This is a genomic window from Pigmentiphaga humi, assembly GCF_900606115.1.
GTDB classification, from domain to species: Bacteria; Pseudomonadota; Gammaproteobacteria; order Burkholderiales; family Burkholderiaceae_B; genus Pigmentiphaga; species Pigmentiphaga humi.
The window spans coordinates 192,685-215,489 of record NZ_UWPJ01000005.1 but is presented as its reverse complement, the minus strand read 5'-3'; the positions used below and the strand labels follow the sequence as shown (position 1 = coordinate 215,489).

The following is a 22,805-nucleotide window of genomic DNA, read 5'->3' as shown; positions in this document are numbered from 1 at the left end:
GGCATGCGTGGCGCGCTGGTGGTGCTGCACCGCTGGTGCGGCCTGTTCATCGCCGGTTTCCTGTTCATCGCCGGCTTGACGGGCGCGGTGATCGCCTGGGACCACGAACTCGACGAGTGGGCCAATCCCCGACTGTTCCAGGCCGCCTCCGGTGCGACGGATACGCCGCTTGCGCCCCTGGAACTGGCGCGCCGCGCCGAGGCAGCCGATCCGCGCCTGCGGGTCAGCTTCCTGCCGCTGACGCTGGAGCCCGGGCACACGGCGATGCTGGGCGTGGCCGCGCGCATCGATCCCGCCACCGGCGCGCCATACGCCCTCGGCTTCAACCAGTTGGCGATGGACCCGGCCACCGGCGAGGCCCAGGGCCGCCGGCAATGGGGACGCATATCGCTGTCGCGCGAGAATCTGCTGCCCTTCCTCTATAAGCTGCACTACACCATGCACATTCCCAAAGGCTGGGGCATCGAATTCGGGGTGTGGCTGATGGGGGTTGTGTCGGCGGTGTGGATCGCCGACTGTTTTCTTGCGCTCTGGATTTCCTTTCCCAGTGCGCGCACCTGGCGCAAGTCGCTGAGCTTCCGGCTGCGCCAGGGCGGCGCCAAGCTCAATTTCGATATCCACCGCTCCGGCGGCGTGTGGGTATGGGGTTTGCTGCTGATGCTGGCCGTGACCTCGGTGTCGCTGAACCTGGGGACTCAGGTGATGCGGCCGCTGGTGTCGGTGCTCTCGCCGCTGACGCCCTCGCCATTCCAGTCGCGCCAGGGCAGCCGCGAGCGGGAACTGGCCGACCCGCTGCTGAGCCGGGAACAGGCCATCGCAGTGGCAGAGGCCGAGGGCCGCCGCCGCGGCTGGACCGCTCCCGCGGGATCCATCTTCTATGCCCAGCGCTTCGGCATCTATGGCGTGGCGTTCTTCACGCCCGACAACGACCGGGATGACGACGGCATGGGCAACGAGGTTCTCTACCTGGACGGGGACACGGGCGCGGTCGTCGGTGAAAAGGTGCCGGGTCAAGGCACCGCGGGCGACGTCTTCATGCAGGCCCAGCTGCCGCTTCACTCCGGCCGGCTGCTGGGCACGCCGGGGCGCGTACTGATGTCGTTCATGGGGGTGTTCGTCGCCGCGTTGAGCGTGACAGGCCTGGTGATATGGGTGCGCAAGCGCCGCGGCCGGATGGCGAACAAATTGCGCTCGCAAGCATTGCGCTGCCCGAAGTGAGGCCGGCGACGATGGGCGAACTCGATCGTTTCTATCAGGAGGAAAAATTGACGCGCGGCGGCAGAAGGCTCGGGAAAGCGCTGCGGAGCTAATGGATAAGCTCGGCGTGATGCTGAGGAGCCGGACAAGGGCCACGAAAAGCGGTTTTCCAAATTATCGATAACACCGATATTCATGAATTATCGGCAAAATCGATATTTTTTATTTTATCGATGTTGGCGATAAACTGATTTCATCGGTAATGGCGATGAAATCATGCCTAGAGTCTCTACACCTTCCCAAGTCGGCATCCTGCTGGCTGCCCGGCGCAAAGCCTTGGGACTGTCCCAGGCGGCGGTGGCATCCCGGCTGGGCATCAGCCAGAACCGCCTGTCGGAACTGGAATCCAGGCCGGAGAGCTTCACCCTCGACCGACTGCTGGCATTGGCCGGTTTGCTGGGCCTGGACCTGCTGCTGCAGGACAAGGCCGAGGCACCCGCGTCCAAGAGCGAGTGGTAGCCGTGGGCCGGCGCGCGCATGCCCGTGCTCTGGACGTATGGGCCAACGGCATCCGTGTTGGTCGATGGCGGGTATCGGCCCGGGGCGCAGACGAGTTTTCATACGATCCGGCGTGGGCGGCGTCGCCCTCGGGCCGTCCGCTGTCGCTCTCCCTGCCTATCCCGGTGGATCAGGAAGCGCTGAAAGGCGATTCGGTCCGCAATTTCTTCGACAACTTGCTGCCCGATAGCGACCGGATACGGCAGCGCCTTCAGGCACGCTTTCGCACGCGCGGCACGGACGCCTTCGAATTGCTGGAAGCCATCGGCAGGGATTGTGTGGGCGCGGTCCAATTGTTGCCGGAAGGGGCGCTGCCGCCGGACATTCGCCGCATCGAGGCCGAGCCGTTGGACGAGGCCGGCATCGAACGTATCCTGCAGGGAACCGTGGCGGCGCCCGAGGCGCTCGGCCAATCCGACGGAAATGAAGACTTCAGGATCTCGATCGCCGGCGCACAGGAAAAAACCGCACTGCTCTGGCACGAGGGCCGCTGGTGCCATCCGCTGGGCGCTACCCCCACGACGCATATCTTCAAGCTGCCGCTGGGATTGGTGGGGAATCGCCAGGCGGACATGCGCACTTCGGTGGAAAACGAATGGCTGTGCATCGAATTGCTGCGGGCTTTCGGCTTGCCGGTGGCCCAGTGTCAGATCGCCCGGTTCGGCAGCCAGAAAGTGCTGATCGTCGAGCGTTTCGATCGCCGCCTTGCCCAAGACGGTTACTGGCTGCGCCTGCCGCAGGAGGATTTCTGCCAGGCGCTGGGCGTCGGGCCCGATGCGAAGTATGAGGCGGACGGCGGGCCGGGATTGACGGAGATCGCCGCAATCCTGGCGGGTTCCGAGACGCGCGAGGCGGACCTGCGCACGCTCTTGCAGGCCCAACTGCTGTTCTGGCTGCTGGCCGCCACCGATGGGCACGCCAAGAACTTCTCCATCCATCTGCTGCCGCAAGGCCGGTATCGGCTGACGCCTTTGTACGACGTGTTGTCGGCATGGCCGATCATCGGCAAGGGGGCCAGCCAGCTGGACTACAAGAAGCTGAAGCTGGCCATGGCTCTGCGGGGCAAGAGCAAGCACTACAAGCTGGCGGAAATACAGCGGCGTCATTTCGACAGTACCGCGCGCGAGTGCGGCTATGGGGCGGATATGGAAGAGCTGCTCGAGGAGACCTTGGCGCGGGTCGAAGGCGCGATCGAGGAAACCGGAGGACGACTGCCGGCGGAGTTTCCGGAAGACGTGTTCGCGGCGATTGCCGCAGGTATGCGGACGTCAGCGGAAAAGCTGAGGAGTGCGGCGCGCTGAAAGGGCGCGCCAGCGATCGCGCCGGAAGAACCTCAGAGTAAAGCCGGATCGAGCGCCGCGGGCCGCTCGCCGGCGGACAGGTCGCGCGCCATGGCGAAGTCGGCGAAGTCGAAGCCGGGGCCGACGGTGCAGCCTACCAAAGCATAGTCGCCCAGCGGGCGTGCGGCCTGCCAGGCATCGGCTGGAACGACCCGCGCGGGCAATGCCCCGGGGTGGGCATCGCCGATGGGGCCGAGCAGCCAGGCCTCGGCCTGCGCGGCGCCCGGCAGCAGCACATGCAGGGCAACGGGAGCGCCCTCGTAGTGGTGCCACGCCTCGTCCGCATGCGCCACGCGATGCCAGCAACTGGTCGCGCCGCGCGGCAGCAGGAAGAAGATGGAGGTGAGCGCGCTGCGCGCCAGGCCGTCGGGCTGGCGCAGCACTTGCCGCCCGGAGCGGAAGACCTCGCCGTAATAGCCGCCCTCGGGGTGGGGCTGCAGGCCGAGCTGGGTGATCAACGCTTGGGCGCGCGGGTGCATGTTCGGCTTCTCGTGAAGAAGTGAAGCCCGTAGCTTACCGCTCGGGCGTCGTGCGCACATGATGGCGCATCTGGAAAAACCAGCCTGGGTTGCTGCAGTCCCGTTGCGCGCAGCGGCAATCCCCGGCGGTAGATCCATGATGAACGCCGGCTGATACGCAGCGTTCATTTTCTGGCGAGCTCGCGCGCCGCCTGCTGAAGCATGGTCCGCAGCCAGCGATGCCCCGGATCCTTCTGGCTGCGTTCATGCCAGTAAGCGGCGTAGCGGATGCGCGGAAGGCGCAGGGGGACTTCCAGGAGCTGGAGCGGGTACTGGGCGGCGAATGCCCGGGCGAGCATGCGCGGCAGGGTCGCCAGCATGTCGGTGCGGGACACGATGGCGGGTATGGTCAGGAAGTTCTGCACCAGGAAAGGCCGTTCGAACTTCCGGCCTTCCCGGGCCAAGGCTTCGTCCAGCACGACGGCCGTGGTCGGCCTGCCCGTGCCCAGCGGACGCACGTGCGGGCATCCCAGAAAATCGTCCACCGTGAGGCTGTCTTGAATCGAAGGATGGGCGCGGCTCGCCAGGCAAACGACCTGATCCTGGAACAGGGGCATGGACCGCAGGGTCGGCGTAGGCGCCAGCAGCCAGGCGATGCGCAGGTCCAGGTCGCCCGTTTCCAGTTGCTCGATGGCCCGGGCCGGCTGGGGAGGGCGTACTTCGATGCGGATGTCGGGCGACTCCCGGCGCAGGCGCTCCAGCAGCGGAGGCATCAGCATGTGCTCGGCATACTCGGGGATGGTCACGACGAAACGCCGGCGCGAGGTGGCGGGATCGAAGTGGTCGGCCGGCGAGATCATTCGGTCGTATTCGGCGAGGATCTGCCGCGCGGATCGCTCCAGTTCGCGTGCCCGGTCGGTGGGCACCATGCCGCCGCGCGTGCGGACGAGCAAGGGGTCGTTGAAGTGCTCGCGCAGCTTGCCGAGGGTCTGGCTCAACGCCGGCTGGCCTATTCCCAGGAGGTTTGCCGCGCGGGTCACGTTTTTCTCGGTGACCAGGACGAGCAGGGCGCGCAGCAGCCGGAAATCCATATTATCCATGGACGGTGATTTTAGAGATTAGCGGTTGCCTATGGCAATGGGCCAGTGTGCTGGAGTCTAATCCGGTCGTGATCAACGACTTTCCGGCGACCATGTATCGGACGTTCCAGCAGGCGCAGCAGACACTGGCAGGGCAACGCTCCGGCGATCCCCTGGCCATGTCCATCGAGGATGCCAGGCAGCAGCAGTCGCGCTATTTCCAGGCGCTGAACCGCCTGGTTCCGGACGTGGCCCGGTCGGACGACCACACCGTGTCCGGACCGCATGGGGACATCCCGGTGCGGCTGGTGTCCGCCCGGGTCCAGGAAAACCTGCCGTGCCTGGTTTTTCTGCGGGGAGCGGGCTTCTGGGCCGGCGGCATCGACTCGCACCTGGGCACCATTCACCGCCTGGCCGTCCTGACCGGCTGCGCGATCGCGGCCATCGACTATCGCAGGACGCCGGAACACTGCTATCCCGTCCAGCAGGAGGAAGTGCTGTGCGTGCTGGCATGGCTGGGCCGCCACGGCGCGGAACTGGGGCTGCGGGCGGGCGCATGGGCATTCTTCGGCGAGTCCGCCGGCGCGACGCTGGCGCTTTCGGCCACGCTCGCGCTGCGCGACCAGGGGCAAATGCTGCCGGCCGGCCTCGTGCTGTTCTATCCGAATTGCGGCGGACCCAAGGCCGGGGCCAGGCCCTATTCACTATGGGTCTGGCGCAGCTATCTCGGCGGCGCGGATCCCGAGGCCGTGCCGGGTCCGGTCCCGCTGCGCCAGGATTTGCGGGGACTGCCTTCCGTGTGGCTGGGCTGCGGCGAGGAGGATCCTCTCCTGGCCGATGCCCAGGCGCTCGCCGCGCGCCTGGAGTCCGCGGAGGTGCCTTGCCGGCTCGTGCAATTTCCGGGCATGCCGCACGCATTCGTCATGCATGCGGCCGCGCTGTGGCCGGCGCGCCTTGCCCTGGAGCAGGCGGCGGCGCAAGTGCGGCGCCTGTTCGATTCACCTTCTACGGAAACTTCTCCATCATGAAGCGATACACCCCTACGCAGGAAGAGATGCAAAACCGCATCGCCAGGTTCAAGGACCTGGTCTCCACCAAGGCGCGCATCCAGGAAAAACTGGGCCTGCCTCAAGAGGTCATGGAAATGATCACGGCCAAGGCCACGTTCAACGTTATGTCCCCCGGTCCGCTGCCCGGGCAGATTTCGCCCAAGCCGGCCGTCGAGGGCGGCGACGCCGGCGTCTTCCGGCTGGGCATCGTCACCTGCCCGCCCGGGCAGGGGCCGGGGCTGCACGTGCACTATCACACCCAAGAGACCTTCATGTGCCTGACCGGCCGATGGCTGATCCAGTGGGGCGACCATGGGGAGGAAAGCACGGTGCTGGAGCACCTGGACCTGATCGCGGTGCCGTCCGGCGTCACGCGCCGCTTCGAGAATGCATCGGACCAGGATGCGCACCTGCTCGTGATCGTGCAGGGCGAACGCGACCGGTTCGACGACATCGACCGCGATCCCGCCACGGCGGAGAAGATCGCGTCCCGCTTCGGGCCCGAGACCGTGTCCCGGCTGGAGGCGGCCGGCTGGAAGTTCACGATAGGCAAGGAGACGGCCGATGAACATGCCGGAAGCTGACATGGCCTCCTTCGATCCGGATGCGCTGGACCCCAAGCAGCAGTACAAGCTGATGAGCGGCACCATCATCCCGCGTCCCATCGCGCTGGTGACGACGCTGGGCGCCGACGGCGTGGCCAATGCGGCGCCCTTCAGCCTGTTCAACATGATCGGCGTCGATCCGCCCATGCTGATGTTCTCCCTGACGCCGCGCGCCGGGGAGGTCAAGGACACCGGCCGGAACCTCGAGCGCGTGCCGGAGTTCGTCGTCCATATCGTGGACGAGGGCGTGAAGGAGAAGATGAACGTCTGTTCGGCGGATTTTCCGCCGGACACCAGCGAGATCGACTTCGCCGGGCTGCGCACCGCGCCGTCGGTCAAGGTGCGCCCGCCCCGGCTGGTGGAGTGCCCGGCCCAGTTCGAGTGCCGGCTGATCGACATCATCGAAGTGGGCCGCCGGCCCAACCGTCTCGTGATCGGCGAGGTGGTCATGATGCATTACCGCCAAGGCATCGTGGATCCGGCCAGGTTCTACGTTGATGCCGCGCGGCTGGCCCCGATCGGCCGGCTGGAAGGCGCCGGCATGTACACACGCGTGACCGACCGGTTCCAGATGGGGCGCCCCGACATCCCCGGCGTGCCCGCCACCAGCGGTTGACCGGCCGCCATACGAAGAAAGGAGACAACATGAAGATCCCGAATTGCCTGCGCGGCATCGCGTTCGCCGTCGGCGCGGCCGCGGCCCTGTGTACATCCGCGATGGCGCAGACCTTTCCGGCCAGGCCGGTCAAGCTCGTGGTGCCCTATACGCCGGGCGGCGCGGCGGACATCCTGGGCCGCGTCGTCGCAGACGGCCTCGGACGCCGGCTCGGCCAGCCTGTCGTCGTCGAGAACAAGCCCGGCGCCGGCGGCGCCATCGCCGCCAAGTACGTGGCCGACTCGCCGCCGGATGGCTACACCATGCTGCTGGGCGGCACCACTCCCTTGGTGCTCTATCCCTTGCTTTACGATCGCCAGGTCTATGACGCCCGCAAGGACTTCACCGGCGTCGGCATGCTGGCCTATTCGCCGCTGGTGCTGGTGGTGAACGCCCAGTCGCCGGTCCGTTCGGTGGACGAATTCGTCAAAGCGTCCCGCACAGGTTCGCTGGCCTACGGTTCGGCAGGCAACGGCACCGCCATGAACATTGCCGGGGAGCTGTTCAAGGCCCGCGCGAGCGCGGACCTCATGCACGTGCCCTACAAGGGCAGCCCGCCCGCGCTGAACGCGTTGATAGCCGGCGACATCGCCTCGGTGTTCGACCTGGTTGCCTCGGCCAAGCCCTTCATCGCCGCTGGCAGGCTGAGGCCGCTGGCGGTGCTGAGCGGCCAGCGCAGCGGCATCTTGCCGGAGGTTCCCACCTTGCGGGAACTGGGCTACAAAGACTTCGACTTTTCCGTGCGCTATGCGCTGATCGTGCCTGGCGCGACGCCTTCCGGCGTCGTTCGGCGCCTGAACGACGAACTCAATGCCGTCCTGCGCGAGCCCGCCGTGTCCAGCCAACTGGGTGCGCTGGCCTTGGATGTCATGCCCGGGCCGCCGGAGGCCGTCATGGATTTCGCAAGAAACGAGATCGAGCGGCTGGCGCCGGTGATCAAGGCGAGCGGAGTGCGCCTGGATTGAACGCGGAAGGCGCCTGTCGCATCGCCCTGCGCCGACGCGCTTCCGGCTATTCCCCGTCCCCCTCGGCCGGCCCGTAGTACTGGACCCCGATCCGGATCGGCGCGCGGCCGGTGGCTTTGCGGTGCAGATTGGTGTCGCGCAAGGAGTATGCGCAGCCGCAATACTCCTGCTGATAGAACGCCTCGCGCTTGCTGATTTCAATCATGCGCGCCGAACCGCCGCCCTTGCGCCAGTTGTAGTCCCAATAGGCCAGGCCGGGATAGCGCGCCGCCGCGCGTGCGCCGCAGTCGTTGATCTGCTGCATGTTCTTCCAGCGCGAAATGCCCAGCGAACTGGTTATCACGGGAAAGCCGTGCTCATGCGCGTAGAGCGCGGTGCGCTCGAAACGCATGTCGAAGCACATGGTGCAGCGTATGCCGCGCTCCGGTTCATTCTCCATGCCGCGCGCGCGGGCGAACCAGTTGTCGCGGTCGTAGTCGGCGTCGATGAAGGGGATGCCGGATTTCTCCGCAAAACGAATGTTTTCATCCTTGCGAAGGTCGTATTCCTTGCGCGGATGAATATTCGGGTTGTAGAAGAAGATCGTGTAGTCGACGCCCGACGCGAGCATCGCCTCCATGACTTCGCCCGAGCAGGGGGCGCAGCACGAGTGCAGCAGCACCTTGTTCTGGCCGTCGGGCAGCGGCAGCGGTGCGTGCGTCGGAGTCGTCGGCATGGCCTGTCCTGTCCTCAGGCGTCGCCCCAGACTTCGCGCGCCGTATCCAGGACCAGCTTGAGCTTGTCGCGCTGGGCCGCCACCGCGATGTCGTTGCCGTGCACCGTGCTGGCGAAGCCGCACTGCGGCGACAGGGCGAGCTGTTCGAGGGGGGCGTAGCGGGCAGCCTCGTCGATGCGGCGCTTGAGGTCGTCCTTGGTTTCCAGCTCGCCGAACTTGGTGCTGACCAGGCCCAGCACCGCGATCTTGCCCTTGGGCAGGAAGCGCAGCGGGCGGAAGTCGCCGCTGCGGTCGTCGTCGTATTCGAGGAAGTAGGCGTCGAGGTCCATTTCGGCCAGCAGCGCCTCGGCCACCGGTTCGTAGCCGCCGCTGGCGGCGAAGGTGCTCTTGAAGTTGCCGCGGCACAGATGGATGGCGAGCACCATGCCTTCCGGCTTGTAGGCCGCCACCTTGTTGATGAAACGGGCGTAGCGGTGCGGCAGTTCGTCGGGATCGTCGCCCCGGCTGGTCGCCGCGGCGCGCATTCTGGCGTCGCAGAGATAGGCCAGGTTGGTGTCGTCGAGCTGCACGTAGCGGCAGCCCGCCGCCGCCAGCGATTTCAGTTCGTCGCCGTAGGCGCGGGCGACGTCGTCGTAGAAGTCGGGCTCCAGCTCGGGGTAGTGCTGGGCGCTGATGCCGGCACGGCCGCCGCGGAAGTGCAGCATGGTGGGCGAGGGTATGGCGACCTTGCCGACGCTGCCGGGGGCCAGCTGGCTTTGCAGATATTCGAAGTCGGCGCGCTGGATGTCGGCGACGTGGCGGACCTTGTCCACGACCGTGATGACGGGCGGGGCCAGTTCGGCCTTGCCGTCGGGGCGCTGGACGGCCACCGGTTCGCCGCTGGAGACGCCGCCGAGCTGGCGCAGGAAGTCGACGTGGAAGTAGGTGCGGCGGAATTCGCCGTCGGTGATGCTCTTCAGGCCGACGTCTTCCTGGAATTTGACGATTTCGGCGATGGCGCGGTCTTCGACGCGCCGCAGTTCCTCGGCCGTGATCTCGCCCTTGGCGCGGCGCTCGCGCGCGTCGAGCAGGTAGGCGGGGCGCAGGAAGCTGCCGACGTGGTCGGCACGGAACGGGGGATTCAGGGGCAGGCTCATTTCATGCTTGGAAAAAATCGCGACAATGCGCGCAATCTTCCATTATCGGCAGCCGGCCCCGTGGTGACTACTGATTAGACTTCATGAATCCATTAGCGGTGTTCATGCATCGCGCCCGCCGCCCGAGCGGCAGTCGGCAGGCGCGAGGCTCTTACGCCGCCTGGCCGCGCAGCGTCCTGGCGGCCGCGACCATGTTGGCCAGCGCCGGAATGACTTCCTCCCACTGGCGGGTCTTCAGGCCGCAGTCGGGGTTCACCCACAGGCGCTGCGCCGGTACGCGCTCGGCGGCCTTCTGCATCAACTGCACGATGTGCGCCTCGGTCGGGATGTTGGGCGAGTGGATGTCGTACACGCCCGGTCCGATCTCGTTCGGGTACTTGAAGTCGTCGAAGGCGTCGAGCAGCTCCATGTCCGAGCGCGAAGTCTCGATGGTGATCACGTCGGCATCCATGTCGGCGATGGACTGGATGATGTCGTTGAACTCCGAATAGCACATGTGCGTGTGGATCTGCGTTTCGTCGCGCACGCCGTTGGCGGTGATGCGGAACGATTCGATCGCCCAGTCGAGATACTCCTGCCATTGCGCGCGGCGCAGCGGCAGGCCTTCGCGCAGCGCGGCCTCGTCGATCTGGATCACGCTGATGCCGGCGCGTTCCAGGTCCAGCACTTCTTCGCGGATCGCCAGCGCCAGTTGATGGCACGACACCGAGCGCGGCTGGTCGTCGCGCACGAAAGACCAGTTGAGGATGGTGACCGGGCCGGTCAGCATGCCCTTCATGGGCTTGCCGGTGAGCGACTGCGCGTACTCGATCCACTCGACCGTCATGGCCTTCGGGCGGCTGATGTCGCCGAACAGGATGGGCGGCTTCACGCAGCGCGAGCCGTAGGACTGCACCCAGCCGAACTGGCTGAAGGCATAGCCGTCCAGCTGTTCGCCGAAGTATTCGACCATGTCGTTGCGCTCGGCCTCGCCGTGCACCAGCACGTCCAGCCCCAGCGCTTCCTGTTCGCGTACGCTGCGCGCGATCTCGGCGCGCATCGCCGCCCGGTAGCCGGCCTCGTCCAGCTCGCCCGCCTTGTACTGGCTGCGGGCGCGGCGGATGTCGGCGGTCTGCGGGAACGAGCCGATGGTGGTGGTGGGGAATGCCGGCAGCTTCAGCAGTTCGGCCTGCTTGGCGGCGCGGACCGCGTAGGGTTGCTGGCGCCGGCCTAGGGCGGCGGTGACGGCCTGCACGGCTGCCTTGACCGCCGGGTCGTTCACGCGCGGCGAGGCGCAGCGGGCCTGGATGGCGGCGCGGTTGGCCGACAGTTCGGCCTGGACGGCGTCTCGGCCGTTGCGCAGCGCCTGCGCCAGCACGTTCAGTTCATCGAGCTTTTGCAGCGCGAAGGCGAGCCACGACTTCACTTCGGCGTCGAGCTTCTGTTCGCTGGCCAGGTCCACCGGCACGTGCAGCAGCGAGCACGAGGGGGCGATCCACAGGCGCTCGCCCAGTTGCCGGGCGACGGGCTCGAGCCAGTCCAGCACGCCGTTCAGGTCGGTCTTCCAGATGTTGCGGCCGTTGATCACGCCCAGCGACACGACGCGGTCGGCCGGCAGCTGCGCGACCAGGGCATCGACTTCCTCGCGCGCGTTGACGGCGTCCAGGTGCACGCCCTGCACCGGCAGTTCGCAAACCAGCGGCAGGTTCTCCTGCAATTGGCCGAAGTAGGTGGCCAGCAGCAGCTTGGCCGGCCCGCCGGCCAGGGCGGCATACGCGCTGCGCAGCGCCTCGCGCCATTCCGGCGCGAGTTCGGTGATGAGCACGGGTTCGTCGATCTGCACCCATTCCGCGCCCTGTTCGGCCAGCGTGGCCAGCAGTTGCGCGTAGGCCGGCAGCAGGCGCGGCAGCAGCGCGAGCTTGTCGGAGTCGTCCTTGGACTTGCCTATCCACAGGTAGGTGACCGGGCCGACCAGTACCGGCTTGGCCTTCACGCCCTGGGCGCGGGCTTCGGCCAGTTGCTCGACGTAGCGCGACGCGTCCAGCGTGAACGTCGTGTCGGCGGTGAACTCGGGGACGATGTAGTGGTAGTTGGTGTCGAACCACTTGGTCATCTCGCCGGCGGCCACGCCGCCGCAGCATGCGGCGTGTTCGTCCGCGCCCCGGGCCGAGCGGCCGCGGGCGACGCGGAAATAATTGTCGAGCGGATCGCCGTGGAAGCCTTGCACGCGCGCCGGCAGGTTGCCCAGCGTGAAGCTGATGTCCAGCACCTGGTCGTAGAACGAGAAATCGCCGACCGGCACGAGATCCAGGTTCTGCTGGCTGGCCCAGTTGCGCGCGCGCAGCTGCGCGCCCAGCGCCTTGAGTTCGCCGAGCGAGGATTCGCCTTTCCAGTAGCGTTCGAGACCGAACTTGAGTTCGCGCTTCGCGCCGATGCGCGGGAAGCCTAGGTTGTGGGTCGTGGCCATGGGTGCCGCCATTCAAAAAGAAACAGGAATGGCCACGATGATAGAGAGGTCGATCAATGAAATAAAATGGTCTTATTTCATTGTTCCATTAGATTGGTTCATACAAAGCAGGGAGTGCCGCACCATGCTCGAACGCATACACCTGGTCATCATCCGCGAAGTCCATCGCCAGGGATCGCTGACCGCGGCCGCCGGCGCGCTCTATCTCACCCAGTCGGCGCTGAGCCACACGGTCAAGAAGATCGAACAGCAGCTGGGCACGCCCATCTGGGACCGCGAGGGGCGCAGCCTGCGATTGACCCAGGCCGGGCAGTACCTGCTGTCGCTGGCGGAACGGCTGCTGCCGCAGTTCGAGCATGCCGAGGCGCGCATGAAGCAGTATGCCGAGGGCGAACGCGGCACTTTGCGCATAGGCATGGAGTGCCACCCGTGCTACCAGTGGCTGCTCAAGGTCGTGTCGCCCTACCTGGAGCGCTGGCCCGACGTGGACGTGGACGTCAAGCAGCGGTTCCAGTTCGGCGGCATCGGCGCGCTGTTCGGCTACGACATCGACGTGCTCGTCACGCCGGATCCCCTCAAGCGTCCGGGCCTGCGCTTCGACCCGGTGTTCGACTACGAGCAGGTGCTGGTCGTGGCCGAAGGCCATCCCCTGGCCGGCGCGCGCTACGTCGAGCCGGAGCAGTTGCTGGACGAAACTCTCATCACCTATCCGGTCGAGACCGACCGCCTCGACATCTACAACCAGTTCCTGCGTCCCGCGGGCGTGGCGCCGCGCCGGCACAAGACCATCGAGACGACCGACATCATCCTGCAGATGGTGGCCAGCAACCGCGGGGTGGCGGCGCTGCCGCGCTGGCTCGCCGAGGAATACGCCGACCGTCTGCCCGTGGCCAGCGTCAAGCTCGGCAAGGACGGCATCGCCAAGCAGATCTTCCTGGGCACGCGGGAGGCGGATGCGTCGGTCGATTATCTGGCGTCGTTCGTCGCGTTCGCGCGGGACGGGAACGTGCCGAGCCCGCGCCTGCGGGGTTGAGGCGCAGGCAGCCCCCCGCCGCCTGCAATCTCTCCTTCCCGATGGCTACGGCTGGGAGGCCTTGCCTTCCAGCATGATCAGCCGCGCCTCGAGCGCGATCATCTGCGCTTCCAGCGCGTCCACCTTCGCCCGGGTCCGGGCCAGCAGCTCGGTCTGGATATCGAATTCCTCGCGGGTGATCAGATCCAGCCTGGTGAAGGTCTGTCCCAGGAAGCCTTTGACGTTGCGCTCGATATCGGCCGCCGGGCTGCGGGCGATCAGGTCGGAGATGTTTTTCTGCAGGTCTTCGAACCAGTCGTTGCGGTTGATCATGACGTGTTTCCTTGAAAGCGGCTGCCGTCCTCCAGTGTAGTCCGAGCCGCAAGCGTGCGCGCGCCGCGAGATGGTGCGCGCGCACCGCTTCCCGCACCGAAGTGGGGCCTGGAGGCAGGCCATTGGTGCGCCACGAGGCATTCCGGCCTGGCACGGGAAATGCTCGGTAACAACCGGCAGCCTGTGTATAGGCATTCGGCTCCGCGCCAAGACCCGGCGCGCCCTTCGCGCGCTGGCGGACAACCTCGTATCGGACATGCATCATGAAAAAGACTTTGCTTGCGACTGCCCTGGCTATGTGTGCGAGCTCGACGGCTTTCGCCGCCGACCCGGAACCCGACTACACGTTCAGCGGGAACGCCGGCCTGTTCAGCGACTACCGGTTCCGCGGCTTCAGCCAGACCAATCTGAAGCCGGCTTTCCAGGGCGGCTTCGACTTCGCCCACAAGTCCGGCTTCTACCTGGGCAACTGGAACTCCAACGTCGATAGCGGCCTGTTCAGCGGCGGCAGCCTCGAGATGGATTTCTACGGCGGCTACAAGTTCAATTACGAGGATTTCTCCTTCGACGTGGGCGGCCTGTACTACTACTACCCCGGTTCCAAGCTGAACGGCAGCACCATCGACAACTTCGAGCTGTACGGCGCCGTCGGCTACGGTCCGTTCACCCTGAAGTATTCGCACGGCATGACCGACTTCTTCGGCGCGCCCGACAGCAAGAACAACTTCTACCTGGACCTGGGCGCGGCCTTCGACCTGGGCGACGGCTGGGGCGCCAACGGCCACGTCGGCTACCAGAAGCTCAAGAACGACGCCACGGGCCTGAATCACTACGTCGATTACAAGGTCGGCGTGACCAAGGACCTGGATGGCTGGATCGTCGGCCTGTCGCTGGTCACCACCAGCAAGAAGGACTGGATCGTCACCAACCGGGGCAAGAATGCCGGCCGTTTCGGCGGCGTGCTGAGCTTGAGCAAAGCATTCTGACGGCGGCGGCACGGCCGCCCGTCAGCCATTTCGATTCAACGACATGAGGGGTTCATCATGAAACTCATCACCGCCATCATCAAGCCGTTCAAGCTCGACGAGGTGCGCGAAGCCCTCTCCGGCATCGGCGTCCAGGGCATCACCGTTACCGAGATCAAAGGCTTCGGCCGCCAGAAAGGGCACACGGAGCTCTACCGGGGCGCCGAGTACGTGGTCGATTTCCTGCCCAAGGTCAAGGTGGAGATCGCGCTGGAAGACGACCTGGTCGAGCGCGTGGTCGAAGCCATCGAGGAGTCGGCGCGCACCGGCAAGATCGGCGACGGCAAGATCTTCGTATTCCCGCTCGAACAAGTCATTCGCATCCGGACCGGCGAAACCGGCAAAGACGCCCTCTGATAGGACGGTTCAAATGAAAAACGAATATTCCTCCATGATCAAGGCGCTCGGCGCTGGCGCGGCGCTGGCCGCGTTCGCCGGCCCCGCGCTGGCGGAAGAGGCACCCGCCCTGGTGGGCGCCGACGTAGCCTGGCTGAGCACCTCCACCATCCTGGTGCTGTTGATGGTCGTTCCCGGCCTGGCGCTGTTCTACGGCGGCCTGGTGCGCAGCAAGAACATGCTGTCGGTGCTGATGCAGGTCATGGTCACGTTTTCGCTGATCGTGGTGCTGTGGTTCGTCTACGGCTATTCGCTCGCCTTCACCGACGGCAACGCCTTCTTCGGCGGGCTGGACCGCCTGTTCCTGAAGGGCCTGTTCGATGCCGAGACGGGCGAGTTCCCGCTCTCGGGCACGGTGCCGGAGATGAGCTTCGCCGCCTTCCAGGCCACCTTCGCCGGCATCACTTGCGCGCTGATCGTCGGCGCCTTCGCCGAACGCGCCCGCTTCTCGGCCGTGCTGCTGTTCATGGTGCTGTGGTTCACCTTCGCCTACATTCCCATCGCCCATATGGTGTGGTTCGGCGGCGAAACCCAGGGTTTCCTGTTCGCACGCGGCGCGCTGGACTTCGCCGGCGGCACGGTGGTGCACATCAACGCCGGCGTGGCGGGCCTGGTGGGCGCGTACGTGATCGGCAAGCGCATCGGCTTCGGCAAGGAAGCGCTGTCGCCGCACAACCTGCCGATGACCATGATCGGCGCGTCGCTGCTGTGGGTGGGCTGGTTCGGCTTCAACGCCGGCTCGGCGCTGACCGCCGGCAACGTCGCCGCCCTGGCCTTCATGAACACCCTGGTCGCCACCGCCGCCGCGGTGCTGGCGTGGATCTTCACGGAATGGGCCGTCAAGGGCCGTCCCTCGATGCTGGGCGCCGCTTCGGGCGCCGTCGCCGGCCTGGTGGGCATCACCCCGGCGGCCGGCGTGGTCGGTCCCGTCGGCGCGCTCATCATCGGCCTGATCGCCGGCGTGATCTGCGTGTGGGGCGTCACCGGCCTGAAGCGCATGCTGAAGGTCGACGACTCGCTGGACGTGTTCGGCGTCCACGGCGTGGGCGGCATCGTCGGCGCGCTGCTGACCGGCGTCTTCAACGCCAAGGTCCTGGGCGGCCCGGGCGTGGACGGCATGACCATCCTGTCCCAGCTGTGGGTGCAGGTCGAGGCCGTGGTCATCACCATCGTATGGACCACCATCGTCGCCCTGATCGCCTACAAGATCGCCGACGCGCTGCTGGGCCTGCGGGTGTCCGAGGAAGACGAGCGCGAAGGCCTGGACATCACCAGCCACGGTGAAAGCGCCTATCATTCGTAGACCCCGGAGTTTCCCTAGAGTCGGTGGAAAGCGCTTGTGGTTCTTCGTCGAGTCTGTATACAGTCTGTATCCAGAGTTCGCGGCAAGACGGAGACGATGAGCGATTCCCGCTTTTACCGACCAGGCTGTCCGGCCGGTCGGGTTCATGCATTCTGTATCCCGGCCGTCGGCCGTGGCATGCGGCCATGAGCACCGACCGTTTCAACAGCCTGCGGTCCACGGAGGCCAGGACCAAGCCGGGCGGCGCTCAGACCACCGCCGCTGAACTGGGCCTGCGCGAACTGATCCTCTCCGGCGAACTGACGCCGGGCAACCGGCTGTCAGAGCCCAGCGTGGCCGACCGGCTGGGCATTTCCCGCACCCCCATCCGCGCCGCCATGGCTCGCCTGGAAGATGAAGGCCTGCTCGAGCTCATTCCCTCGGGAGGCTACGCGGTCAAGGCGTTCACCGAGGCGGAGATCCGCGATTCGGTCGAGGTGCGCGGCACCATGGAAGGGCTGGCGGTGCGCATCGCGGCCGAGCGTGGGGTGGCCGCCGGCGATATCGAGGCGATGCGCGATTGCCTGGCCGAGATCGACACGGTGCTGAAGGGATCGGGCCGGAGCGTGGCCGACCTGTCGCGCTACATCGAGCTGAACCGCCGTTTCCACCAGATGCTGCATGCGCTGCCCGGCAGCGCCGTGCTGGAGCGCCAGATCGCGCGCGCCACCAACCTGCCGTTCGCCTCTCCCAACGGTTTCCTGCAGGCCCAGGCCGATAGCGAGGAAGCCTGGCTCAGCCTGATCGTGGCGCAGGACCAGCACTGGATGGTGCTGAGCGCCATCGAGGACCGCGAAGGCGCGCGCGCCGAGGCCATCATGCGCGAGCACGCGCGCATTGCTTTGCGAAATATGCAGTCAGTATTGCGTAATCAGCATATGTTCGAACGGATACCGGGAGCGCGCCTCATCAGAAGACGCATCCTGCGGTAATGTGCAGCGTTTGCGCGATGGCACGACCGCCGCCATGCCGCGCTCGGGCGGTTAGCGCTTTTCAATGACTTCAACCAGGTGAGTACGCAAGGAGACACCATGAACAACAAACGCAGTCTGCTCAAACTTGCCGCCGCGCTGATGCTGGCTGGCACCAGTGCAATGCCGGCCTATGCCCAGAGCGTGGTCAAGGTCGGCCTGATCCTGCCCATGACCGGCCCGTTCGCGTCCACCGGACGCCAGATCGAAGCCGCCGTGCGCCTTTACATGGCCGAACACGGCACGACGGTCGGCGGCAAGAAGATCGAGCTGATCATCAAGGACGACGCCAACGTCGCCGACACCACCAAGCGCCTGGCCCAGGAACTGGTCGTGAACGACAAGGTCGCCGTGCTGGCCGGGTTCGGCCTGACGCCGCTGGCCTTGTCGACCACGCCCATCGCCACCCAGGCCAAGGTTCCCATGGTCGTGATGGCGGCAGCCACCGCGATGATCACCGAGCAGTCGCCCTACGTCGTGCGTTCCGGCTTCACGCTGCCGCAGGCCACCCTGGGCATCGCCCAATGGGCGCCCAAGAACGGCATCAAGAAAGTCGTGACCCTGGTTGCCGACTACGGCCCCGGCATCGACGCTCAGAACTCGTTCAAGAAAGTCTTCACCGCCAACGGCGGCGAAGTCATGCAAGAACTGCGCGTGCCGGTGAACAACCCGGACTTCGCTCCCTTCCTGCAGCGCGTGAGCGACGCCAAGCCGGACGCCGTGTTCGTGTTCGTTCCCTCGGGCATGGGGTCGGTGGTCATGAAGCAATTCGCCGAGCGCGGCCTGGACAAGGCCGGCATCAAGATGATCGGCACCGGCGACGTGGTCGATGACGATCTGTTGAACGACATGGGCAACGTGGCGCTGGGCGTGGTGACGTCCATGCACTACTCCGCCGCGCTGGACAACCCGGCCAACAAGTCCTACGTGGCCGGCATCGCCAAGGCCAACAAGGGCATGCGTCCGAACTTCCACAGCGTCGGCGGCTACGACGGCATGCACCTGATCTACAAGGCGCTCGAAGCCACCAAGGGCGACACCAACGGCGACAAGCTGCTGGCGGCCATGAAGGGCCAGAAGTGGGACAGCCCGCGCGGTCCGGTCATGCTCGACCCGCAGACCCGCGAGATGGTGCAGAACGTCTACATCACCAAGGTGGAACGAGTGAACGGCGGCCTGTACAACGTGCCTTTCGATAAAATCGAAGCCGTCAAAGACCCTGCAAAAATCAAGTAAACGCTTTCTGTAACCCAGAACCGCGATACGGCGCCCGACCCAGGGCACAGCGGATCCGGCTTTGCCGGTCCGCCAGTGCCGCCCCCTGGGGGGCGCGCGTAAGCGCGTAGGGGGGGACTTCCCTTGTTGACTATTCTTTTTGACGGCATTGCCTACGGCATGCTGTTATTCGTGCTGGCCTGCGGGCTGGCGGTGACGCTGGGCCTGATGAATTTCATCAACCTGGCGCACGGGGCGTTCGCGATGGTGGGCGGCTACGTGACCGTTCTGGCCATGCAGCGCCTGAATGTCCCCTTCCTGCTGTGCCTGCCGCTGGCCTTCATCGTGTCGGCGCTGCTGGGCGCGATACTGGAGCGCACGCTGTATAAGCGGGTGTACGGGCAGTCGCACCTGAACCAGGTGCTGTTCTCGATCGGGCTGACCTTCATGGCCATGGCCACGGTCGATTTCTTCATGGGGTCGCAGCAGCAGCTGCTGCACCTGCCGGAGTGGCTCAGCGGCCGCTCCGTAGTGGCCGGCGTCGGCATCGGGCACTACCGCTTGTTCGTGATCGCGATCTGCGTGGTGCTGGTGATCGCGCTGCAACTGATCCTGAGCAAGACCCGGTTCGGCAGCCGCCTGCGCGCGGCGGTGGACGATCCGCGCGCGGCCAGCGGGCTGGGCATCAACATCAACCTGGTGTTTCTGTCGACGTTCGCTTTCGGCTCCGGCCTGGCCGGCCTGGGCGGCGCGCTGGGCGCCGACCTGCTCGGCATGGATCCGACCTTCCCGGTCAAGTTCATGATTTATTTCCTGATCGTGGTGGCGGTGGGCGGCACGTCTTCCATCACCGGTCCGTTGCTGGCCTCGCTGCTCCTGGGCGTGGCCGACGTCGCCGGCAAGTACTACATCCCCACTGTCGGAGCATTCATCATCTATTGCGTCATGATCATCACGCTGATGTGGCGCCCGCAAGGCCTGTTCGCCCGGGCGGGAGGCAAGTAATGAAAGCCACGACCGCAACCCGGGGCGGCGTGTCCGCCCCCGCCATGCCGCTGCGCGCCGCCGGCGCGCGCTGGTCGCGCATCCGGCCCGTCGAGGTCGCTTTCTGGGCGGTGGCCATTGCCGCGGCCTTCGTGCTGCCCAGCGGTTTCCTGCTGCTCAACGAACTGGCCATCCTGGCCTTGTTCGCCGTTTCGCTCGACCTGATCCTCGGCTACGCAGGCATCGTTTCGCTGGGCCATGCCGCCTTCTTCGGACTGGGCGCCTACTGCGCCGCGCTGCTGGCCAAGCATTTCGGCATCGATCCCATCCTGGGGCTGGGCATTTCGGCGGCGCTGAGCGCGCTGCTCGGGCTGGTGACCAGCGTGCTGGTGATGCGCGGCTCGGACCTGACCCGCCTGATGGTGACGCTGGGCGTCGCGCTGATCCTGTACGAAATCGCCAACAAGCTCAACTGGCTGACGGGCGGCGCGGATGGCCTGACGGGCGTGACCATGGTGCCGCTCTTCGGCACTTTCGAGTTCGACCTGTTCGGCCGCACCGCCTATACCTACTCGATCATCGTGCTGGCGGTGCTGTTCTTCATTGCCCGCATCGTCGTGCATTCGCCGTTCGGCATGTCGCTGCAGGTGGTGCGCCAGAACCCGCTGCGCGCCGCGGCCATGGGCGTGGCCGTCAACCGCCGCCGCGCCGCCGTCTATACGCTGGCGGCTGCCTATGCGGGCGTGGCCGGCGCGCTGCTGGCGCAGACCACGGGATTCGCGTCGCTGGACGTGCTGGCCTTCCACCGCTCGGCCGACGTGATGCTGATGCTGGTGATCGGCGGCGTGGGCTATCTCTATGGCGGCATCATCGGCGCCATCATCTTCAAGGTCATGCAGGACTGGTTGTCCGGGATCACGCCGCAATATTGGGAGTTCTGGATCGGCCTGCTGCTGGTCGTCATCATTGTCGTGGGCCATGAAAAGCTGACCCGTCCCTGGACCTGGTTCCGCCGCGGCCAAGGAGCCAAGCCATGACCACGGTACTGCAGACCTTCAACCTGACCAAGCGCTTCGGCGGCCTGGTCGCCACCAACGACGTGTCGCTCACGGTCGAACGCGGCGCCCGCCAGGCGCTGATCGGCCCCAATGGCGCCGGCAAGACCACGCTGATCAACCTGCTCACCGGGGTGCTGACCCCGACGGCCGGCCGCATCGAACTGGAAGGGCACGACATCACCGGCCTGCCGGTGCATGCGCGCGCCCGCCGGGGCCTGGTGCGGACTTTCCAGATCAACCAGCTGTTCGCCGAAATGACGCCGGCCGAGTCGCTCGCCGTGGCCATCTCCGAACGTGAGGGCCAGGGCTGGCGCTTCCTGCGCGCGCTCGGCCGCCATGGCGAGATCATGGACGAATGCGCGCAGCTGCTCGAACAGTGCAACCTGCTGGACGTGATGAACCGCAAGACCGCGGTGCTGCCTTACGGCAAGCAGCGCCTGCTGGAAATCGCGCTGGCGCTGGCCGCCAAGCCGCGCGTGCTGCTGCTGGACGAGCCGGTGGCCGGCGTGCCGGACGGCGAGCGACGCGAGATCCTCAATACCGTGGGCGCCCTGCCCGAGGACGTCACCATCCTGCTGATCGAGCACGACATGGACCTGGTATTTTCCTTCGCCAGCCGCATCTCGGTGCTGGTCAACGGCGGATTGTTCGTCGAAGGCGCCAACGCCGAAATCGCCCGCGATCCGCGCGTCAAGGCGGTCTACCTGGGCGAGGAAGTCATCGGGGGCGCGCATGGCTGACCTGCTCAAACTCGAAGGCATCGTCGCAGGCTACGGCGAGGCCAGGGTGCTGATGGGCGTCGATCTGACCCTGGGCGAAGGCCAGGCCCTGGCCCTGCTGGGCCGCAACGGCACGGGCAAGACCACCCTGATCAACACCATCGTCGGCCACACCCGCCGCTTTGCCGGCCGCATCGAACTGGCGGGCCGGGACATCACCGGGCTGCGCCCCGACCAGCGCGCCCTGGCCGGAATAGGCTGGGTGCCGCAGGAGCGCAACATCTTCAAGTCGCTGACGGTCGAGGAGAACCTCACCGCCATCGCGGTGCGGGGGCCGTGGAACGTGCAGCGGGTGTACGCGATGTTTCCCCGCCTGCAGGAACGCCGAGCCAACATGGGCAACCAGCTCTCGGGCGGCGAACAGCAGATGCTCGCCATCGGCCGCGCGCTGATGCTCAATCCGCGCGTGCTGCTGCTGGACGAGCCGCTGGAGGGTCTGGCGCCCATCATCGTGCAGGAACTGATGGCCGCCTTGCAGCGAATCATCCGGGACGAAGGCATGTCCGCCATTCTGGTGGAGCAGAACGCCCGCAAGGCCCTCGCCATCACGCACGATGCCGTCGTGCTGGAGCGGGGGAGCGTGGTGCACCGGGCATCCGCGCAGGAACTGCTGGCCGACGCGGCGACGCTGGACGGGCTGCTGGGGGTGTCCAAGCACTGAGCCGGCGGCGCGCGAGGCCTGCTGCGCACAGGCCTTGCCGGTCCGCTCCGCGCGGCCTGTCTGCCGGGCGCCTCCCCGGGTCCGTCAATGCGCCAGCAGGTCGAACTCCATGGTCATGTTGTGGAACGGGAATTCGAGTCTGGCGTAATACACGATCCGGTCGCCCAGGCAGGCGCAGCGGCGAAGCTCGACCACCGGGGAGGAAACGGGGATCTGCAGCGCTTCGGCCGACTCTCTGCCTGCTTCGATAATGTTCAGCACCTGGCGCGCTTCCGTCAGGCGCGATCCGTAGAACTGGTCCAGCACCGGCGCCACGGTGCTTTTCTGGATGCGGGCGCGATGCTTGCGAAACAGCCCGCTTTCCAGGTAGACCTCGCTATAGCAGAACGGCGCAGAGGCCGTGGTGTGGACACGGCGCAGGTACTGGAAGCTCGTGCCGCGCCGGGCGTCGCAGCGGACGCCCAGCGCGTCCGGCAGCGGCATATCGGCATCGGACTGCACCAGCGATACCGTGCCCAGCTGATTGCTCAGTTCGACCGTCTCGGCCCAGGTCTTGGGAATTCTCAGGACGGGCTTTTCCGGCAGGGACTCGTTGACGAAGGTGCCCGCTCCGCGCGACCGGCGAATCAGGCCCTCCGCTTCCAGCAGCCCGAGCGCCTGGCGCAGCGTCGCCCGGGATACGCCGTAAGTCGTCATCAAATCTTCGAGCGGCGGAATCCGCTCTCCGGGACACCAGCTGCGGTTGTGTATATTGCCGCGAAAAATCGATGCGGCCTGCAGGTACAGGGGCTGCAGGCTGCGCGAAAAAATCTTATCGGATGACATG

The 22,805-nt window shown here is 66.2% G+C and carries 24 protein-coding genes; 17 read left to right on the top strand and 7 right to left on the bottom strand.

Features of this window, described 5'->3' with window-relative positions:
- Window positions 1–3 precede the first annotated feature (3 nt).
- From PIGHUM_RS01340 to PIGHUM_RS01330, 3 genes are all read left to right on the top strand, one after another.
- A complete protein-coding gene (locus PIGHUM_RS01340; RefSeq protein WP_124077446.1) occupies window positions 4–1,218 on the top strand; it encodes a PepSY-associated TM helix domain-containing protein in 1,215 nt (404 codons plus the stop codon).
- A gap of 255 nt (window positions 1,219–1,473) precedes the next feature.
- Window positions 1,474–1,716, top strand: a complete 243-nt coding sequence (locus PIGHUM_RS01335; protein WP_124077445.1) for a helix-turn-helix domain-containing protein — start codon at window positions 1,474–1,476, stop codon at window positions 1,714–1,716.
- Window positions 1,717–1,718: 2 nt separating this feature from the next.
- Window positions 1,719–3,056 (top strand): type II toxin-antitoxin system HipA family toxin, encoded by a 1,338-nt coding sequence (locus PIGHUM_RS01330; RefSeq protein WP_124077444.1) that lies wholly within the window; start codon window positions 1,719–1,721, stop codon window positions 3,054–3,056.
- 32 nt (window positions 3,057–3,088) lie between these two features.
- Here PIGHUM_RS01330 and PIGHUM_RS01325 read toward each other — a convergent pair whose 3' ends face one another.
- Both PIGHUM_RS01325 and PIGHUM_RS01320 read right to left on the bottom strand, forming a co-directional pair.
- Entirely contained in the window at window positions 3,089–3,574 is a 486-nt protein-coding gene (locus PIGHUM_RS01325; RefSeq protein WP_124077443.1) for a cupin domain-containing protein, read from the bottom strand.
- A 164-nt stretch (window positions 3,575–3,738) separates the two neighbouring features.
- Complete coding sequence (locus PIGHUM_RS01320) at window positions 3,739–4,644, bottom strand: LysR family transcriptional regulator (protein ID WP_246012853.1); 906 nt, start codon at window positions 4,642–4,644, stop codon at window positions 3,739–3,741.
- A gap of 77 nt (window positions 4,645–4,721) precedes the next feature.
- On the opposite strand from PIGHUM_RS01320, the gene PIGHUM_RS01315 reads away from it, so the two are divergent.
- Genes PIGHUM_RS01315 through PIGHUM_RS01300 form a run of 4 tightly spaced genes read left to right on the top strand, consistent with a single transcriptional unit; the run spans window position 4,722 to window position 7,906 of the window.
- Complete coding sequence (locus PIGHUM_RS01315; RefSeq protein WP_124077441.1) at window positions 4,722–5,660, top strand: alpha/beta hydrolase; 939 nt, start codon at window positions 4,722–4,724, stop codon at window positions 5,658–5,660.
- The gene (locus PIGHUM_RS01310; protein ID WP_124077440.1) at window positions 5,657–6,265 is read left to right on the top strand and encodes a cupin domain-containing protein; all 609 of its coding nucleotides are present in this window, start codon (window positions 5,657–5,659) and stop codon (window positions 6,263–6,265) included. The genes PIGHUM_RS01315 and PIGHUM_RS01310 overlap by 4 nt, the downstream gene beginning before the upstream one ends.
- Window positions 6,246–6,902 carry a flavin reductase family protein gene (locus PIGHUM_RS01305; protein ID WP_222929191.1) on the top strand — a complete coding sequence of 219 codons (657 nt, stop codon included), beginning with the start codon at window positions 6,246–6,248 and terminating at the stop codon, window positions 6,900–6,902. The genes PIGHUM_RS01310 and PIGHUM_RS01305 overlap by 20 nt, the downstream gene beginning before the upstream one ends.
- Before the next feature lie 29 nt (window positions 6,903–6,931).
- A complete protein-coding gene (locus PIGHUM_RS01300; RefSeq protein ID WP_124077439.1) occupies window positions 6,932–7,906 on the top strand; it encodes a Bug family tripartite tricarboxylate transporter substrate binding protein in 975 nt (324 codons plus the stop codon).
- A gap of 46 nt (window positions 7,907–7,952) precedes the next feature.
- On the opposite strand, the gene PIGHUM_RS01295 is transcribed toward PIGHUM_RS01300, so the two are convergent.
- The 3 genes from PIGHUM_RS01295 to metE form a co-directional block, all read right to left on the bottom strand.
- On the bottom strand, window positions 7,953–8,621 hold the full coding sequence (locus PIGHUM_RS01295) for an epoxyqueuosine reductase QueH (RefSeq protein ID WP_124077438.1): 669 nt from the start codon (window positions 8,619–8,621) through the stop codon (window positions 7,953–7,955).
- Between the two features lie 14 nt (window positions 8,622–8,635).
- Window positions 8,636–9,757, bottom strand: coding sequence for a 5-methyltetrahydropteroyltriglutamate--homocysteine S-methyltransferase (locus PIGHUM_RS01290; protein WP_124077437.1), 1,122 nt, complete (start codon window positions 9,755–9,757; stop codon window positions 8,636–8,638).
- Between the two features lie 151 nt (window positions 9,758–9,908).
- Window positions 9,909–12,203 carry a 5-methyltetrahydropteroyltriglutamate--homocysteine S-methyltransferase gene (gene metE / locus PIGHUM_RS01285; RefSeq protein ID WP_124077436.1) on the bottom strand — a complete coding sequence of 765 codons (2,295 nt, stop codon included), beginning with the start codon at window positions 12,201–12,203 and terminating at the stop codon, window positions 9,909–9,911.
- Between the two features lie 124 nt (window positions 12,204–12,327).
- On the opposite strand from metE, the gene PIGHUM_RS01280 reads away from it, so the two are divergent.
- On the top strand, window positions 12,328–13,236 hold the full coding sequence (locus PIGHUM_RS01280) for a LysR family transcriptional regulator (protein WP_124077435.1): 909 nt from the start codon (window positions 12,328–12,330) through the stop codon (window positions 13,234–13,236).
- Window positions 13,237–13,281: 45 nt separating this feature from the next.
- Here the strand turns inward: PIGHUM_RS01280 and PIGHUM_RS01275 are convergent, their stop codons facing one another.
- Complete coding sequence (locus PIGHUM_RS01275; RefSeq protein WP_124077434.1) at window positions 13,282–13,548, bottom strand: accessory factor UbiK family protein; 267 nt, start codon at window positions 13,546–13,548, stop codon at window positions 13,282–13,284.
- Between the two features lie 263 nt (window positions 13,549–13,811).
- Here PIGHUM_RS01275 and PIGHUM_RS01270 point away from each other — a divergent pair, with 263 nt between their 5' ends.
- The 9 genes from PIGHUM_RS01270 (at window position 13,812) to PIGHUM_RS01230 (ending at window position 21,979) form a co-directional block, all read left to right on the top strand.
- Window positions 13,812–14,534: a TorF family putative porin gene (locus PIGHUM_RS01270; RefSeq protein ID WP_124077433.1), complete on the top strand. Its 723-nt coding sequence runs from the start codon at window positions 13,812–13,814 to the stop codon at window positions 14,532–14,534.
- A gap of 57 nt (window positions 14,535–14,591) precedes the next feature.
- On the top strand, window positions 14,592–14,930 hold the full coding sequence (gene glnK, locus PIGHUM_RS01265) for a P-II family nitrogen regulator (protein WP_124077432.1): 339 nt from the start codon (window positions 14,592–14,594) through the stop codon (window positions 14,928–14,930).
- Window positions 14,931–15,093: 163 nt separating this feature from the next.
- Complete coding sequence (gene amt / locus PIGHUM_RS01260; RefSeq protein ID WP_246012878.1) at window positions 15,094–16,272, top strand: ammonium transporter; 1,179 nt, start codon at window positions 15,094–15,096, stop codon at window positions 16,270–16,272.
- 185 nt (window positions 16,273–16,457) lie between these two features.
- Window positions 16,458–17,243, top strand: coding sequence for a GntR family transcriptional regulator (locus PIGHUM_RS01255; protein ID WP_124077431.1), 786 nt, complete (start codon window positions 16,458–16,460; stop codon window positions 17,241–17,243).
- Window positions 17,244–17,342: 99 nt separating this feature from the next.
- Complete coding sequence (locus PIGHUM_RS01250; protein WP_124077430.1) at window positions 17,343–18,518, top strand: ABC transporter substrate-binding protein; 1,176 nt, start codon at window positions 17,343–17,345, stop codon at window positions 18,516–18,518.
- Between the two features lie 123 nt (window positions 18,519–18,641).
- The gene (locus tag PIGHUM_RS01245) at window positions 18,642–19,502 is read left to right on the top strand and encodes a branched-chain amino acid ABC transporter permease (protein WP_124077429.1); all 861 of its coding nucleotides are present in this window, start codon (window positions 18,642–18,644) and stop codon (window positions 19,500–19,502) included.
- Between the two features lie 44 nt (window positions 19,503–19,546).
- Window positions 19,547–20,518 (top strand): branched-chain amino acid ABC transporter permease, encoded by a 972-nt coding sequence (locus PIGHUM_RS01240; protein WP_425466661.1) that lies wholly within the window; start codon window positions 19,547–19,549, stop codon window positions 20,516–20,518.
- A complete protein-coding gene (locus PIGHUM_RS01235) occupies window positions 20,515–21,279 on the top strand; it encodes an ABC transporter ATP-binding protein (protein ID WP_124077427.1) in 765 nt (254 codons plus the stop codon). Before PIGHUM_RS01240 ends, PIGHUM_RS01235 begins: the two co-directional genes overlap by 4 nt.
- Complete coding sequence (locus tag PIGHUM_RS01230) at window positions 21,272–21,979, top strand: ABC transporter ATP-binding protein (protein WP_124077426.1); 708 nt, start codon at window positions 21,272–21,274, stop codon at window positions 21,977–21,979. The genes PIGHUM_RS01235 and PIGHUM_RS01230 overlap by 8 nt, the downstream gene beginning before the upstream one ends.
- An 84-nt stretch (window positions 21,980–22,063) precedes the next feature.
- Here the strand turns inward: PIGHUM_RS01230 and PIGHUM_RS01225 are convergent, their stop codons facing one another.
- Entirely contained in the window at window positions 22,064–22,804 is a 741-nt protein-coding gene (locus PIGHUM_RS01225) for a GntR family transcriptional regulator (RefSeq protein WP_124077425.1), read from the bottom strand.
- Between the last annotated feature and the right edge of the window lies 1 nt (window position 22,805).

Excerpts from the sequence above, each read along its gene's own strand:
- amt (WP_246012878.1), top strand. The coding sequence starts at position 15,094 with ATGGTCGTTCCCGGCCTGGCGCTGTTCTACGGCGGCCTGGTGCGCAGC.
- PIGHUM_RS01225 (WP_124077425.1), bottom strand. The coding sequence starts at position 22,804 with ATGTCATCCGATAAGATTTTTTCGCGCAGCCTGCAGCCCCTGTACCTG.
- PIGHUM_RS01295 (WP_124077438.1), bottom strand. The coding sequence starts at position 8,621 with ATGCCGACGACTCCGACGCACGCACCGCTGCCGCTGCCCGACGGCCAG.
- PIGHUM_RS01320 (WP_246012853.1), bottom strand. The coding sequence starts at position 4,644 with ATGGATTTCCGGCTGCTGCGCGCCCTGCTCGTCCTGGTCACCGAGAAA.
- metE (WP_124077436.1), bottom strand. The coding sequence starts at position 12,203 with ATGGCCACGACCCACAACCTAGGCTTCCCGCGCATCGGCGCGAAGCGC.
- PIGHUM_RS01300 (WP_124077439.1), top strand. The coding sequence starts at position 6,932 with ATGAAGATCCCGAATTGCCTGCGCGGCATCGCGTTCGCCGTCGGCGCG.
- PIGHUM_RS01275 (WP_124077434.1), bottom strand. The coding sequence starts at position 13,548 with ATGATCAACCGCAACGACTGGTTCGAAGACCTGCAGAAAAACATCTCC.
- PIGHUM_RS01255 (WP_124077431.1), top strand. The coding sequence starts at position 16,458 with ATGAGCACCGACCGTTTCAACAGCCTGCGGTCCACGGAGGCCAGGACC.
- PIGHUM_RS01230 (WP_124077426.1), top strand. The coding sequence starts at position 21,272 with ATGGCTGACCTGCTCAAACTCGAAGGCATCGTCGCAGGCTACGGCGAG.
- PIGHUM_RS01270 (WP_124077433.1), top strand. The coding sequence starts at position 13,812 with ATGAAAAAGACTTTGCTTGCGACTGCCCTGGCTATGTGTGCGAGCTCG.
- PIGHUM_RS01335 (WP_124077445.1), top strand. The coding sequence starts at position 1,474 with ATGCCTAGAGTCTCTACACCTTCCCAAGTCGGCATCCTGCTGGCTGCC.
- PIGHUM_RS01305 (WP_222929191.1), top strand. The coding sequence starts at position 6,246 with ATGAACATGCCGGAAGCTGACATGGCCTCCTTCGATCCGGATGCGCTG.
- PIGHUM_RS01250 (WP_124077430.1), top strand. The coding sequence starts at position 17,343 with ATGAACAACAAACGCAGTCTGCTCAAACTTGCCGCCGCGCTGATGCTG.
- glnK (WP_124077432.1), top strand. The coding sequence starts at position 14,592 with ATGAAACTCATCACCGCCATCATCAAGCCGTTCAAGCTCGACGAGGTG.
- PIGHUM_RS01290 (WP_124077437.1), bottom strand. The coding sequence starts at position 9,757 with ATGAGCCTGCCCCTGAATCCCCCGTTCCGTGCCGACCACGTCGGCAGC.
- PIGHUM_RS01235 (WP_124077427.1), top strand. The coding sequence starts at position 20,515 with ATGACCACGGTACTGCAGACCTTCAACCTGACCAAGCGCTTCGGCGGC.
- PIGHUM_RS01310 (WP_124077440.1), top strand. The coding sequence starts at position 5,657 with ATGAAGCGATACACCCCTACGCAGGAAGAGATGCAAAACCGCATCGCC.
- PIGHUM_RS01340 (WP_124077446.1), top strand. The coding sequence starts at position 4 with ATGCGTGGCGCGCTGGTGGTGCTGCACCGCTGGTGCGGCCTGTTCATC.
- PIGHUM_RS01280 (WP_124077435.1), top strand. The coding sequence starts at position 12,328 with ATGCTCGAACGCATACACCTGGTCATCATCCGCGAAGTCCATCGCCAG.
- PIGHUM_RS01240 (WP_425466661.1), top strand. The coding sequence starts at position 19,547 with ATGCCGCTGCGCGCCGCCGGCGCGCGCTGGTCGCGCATCCGGCCCGTC.
- PIGHUM_RS01325 (WP_124077443.1), bottom strand. The coding sequence starts at position 3,574 with ATGCACCCGCGCGCCCAAGCGTTGATCACCCAGCTCGGCCTGCAGCCC.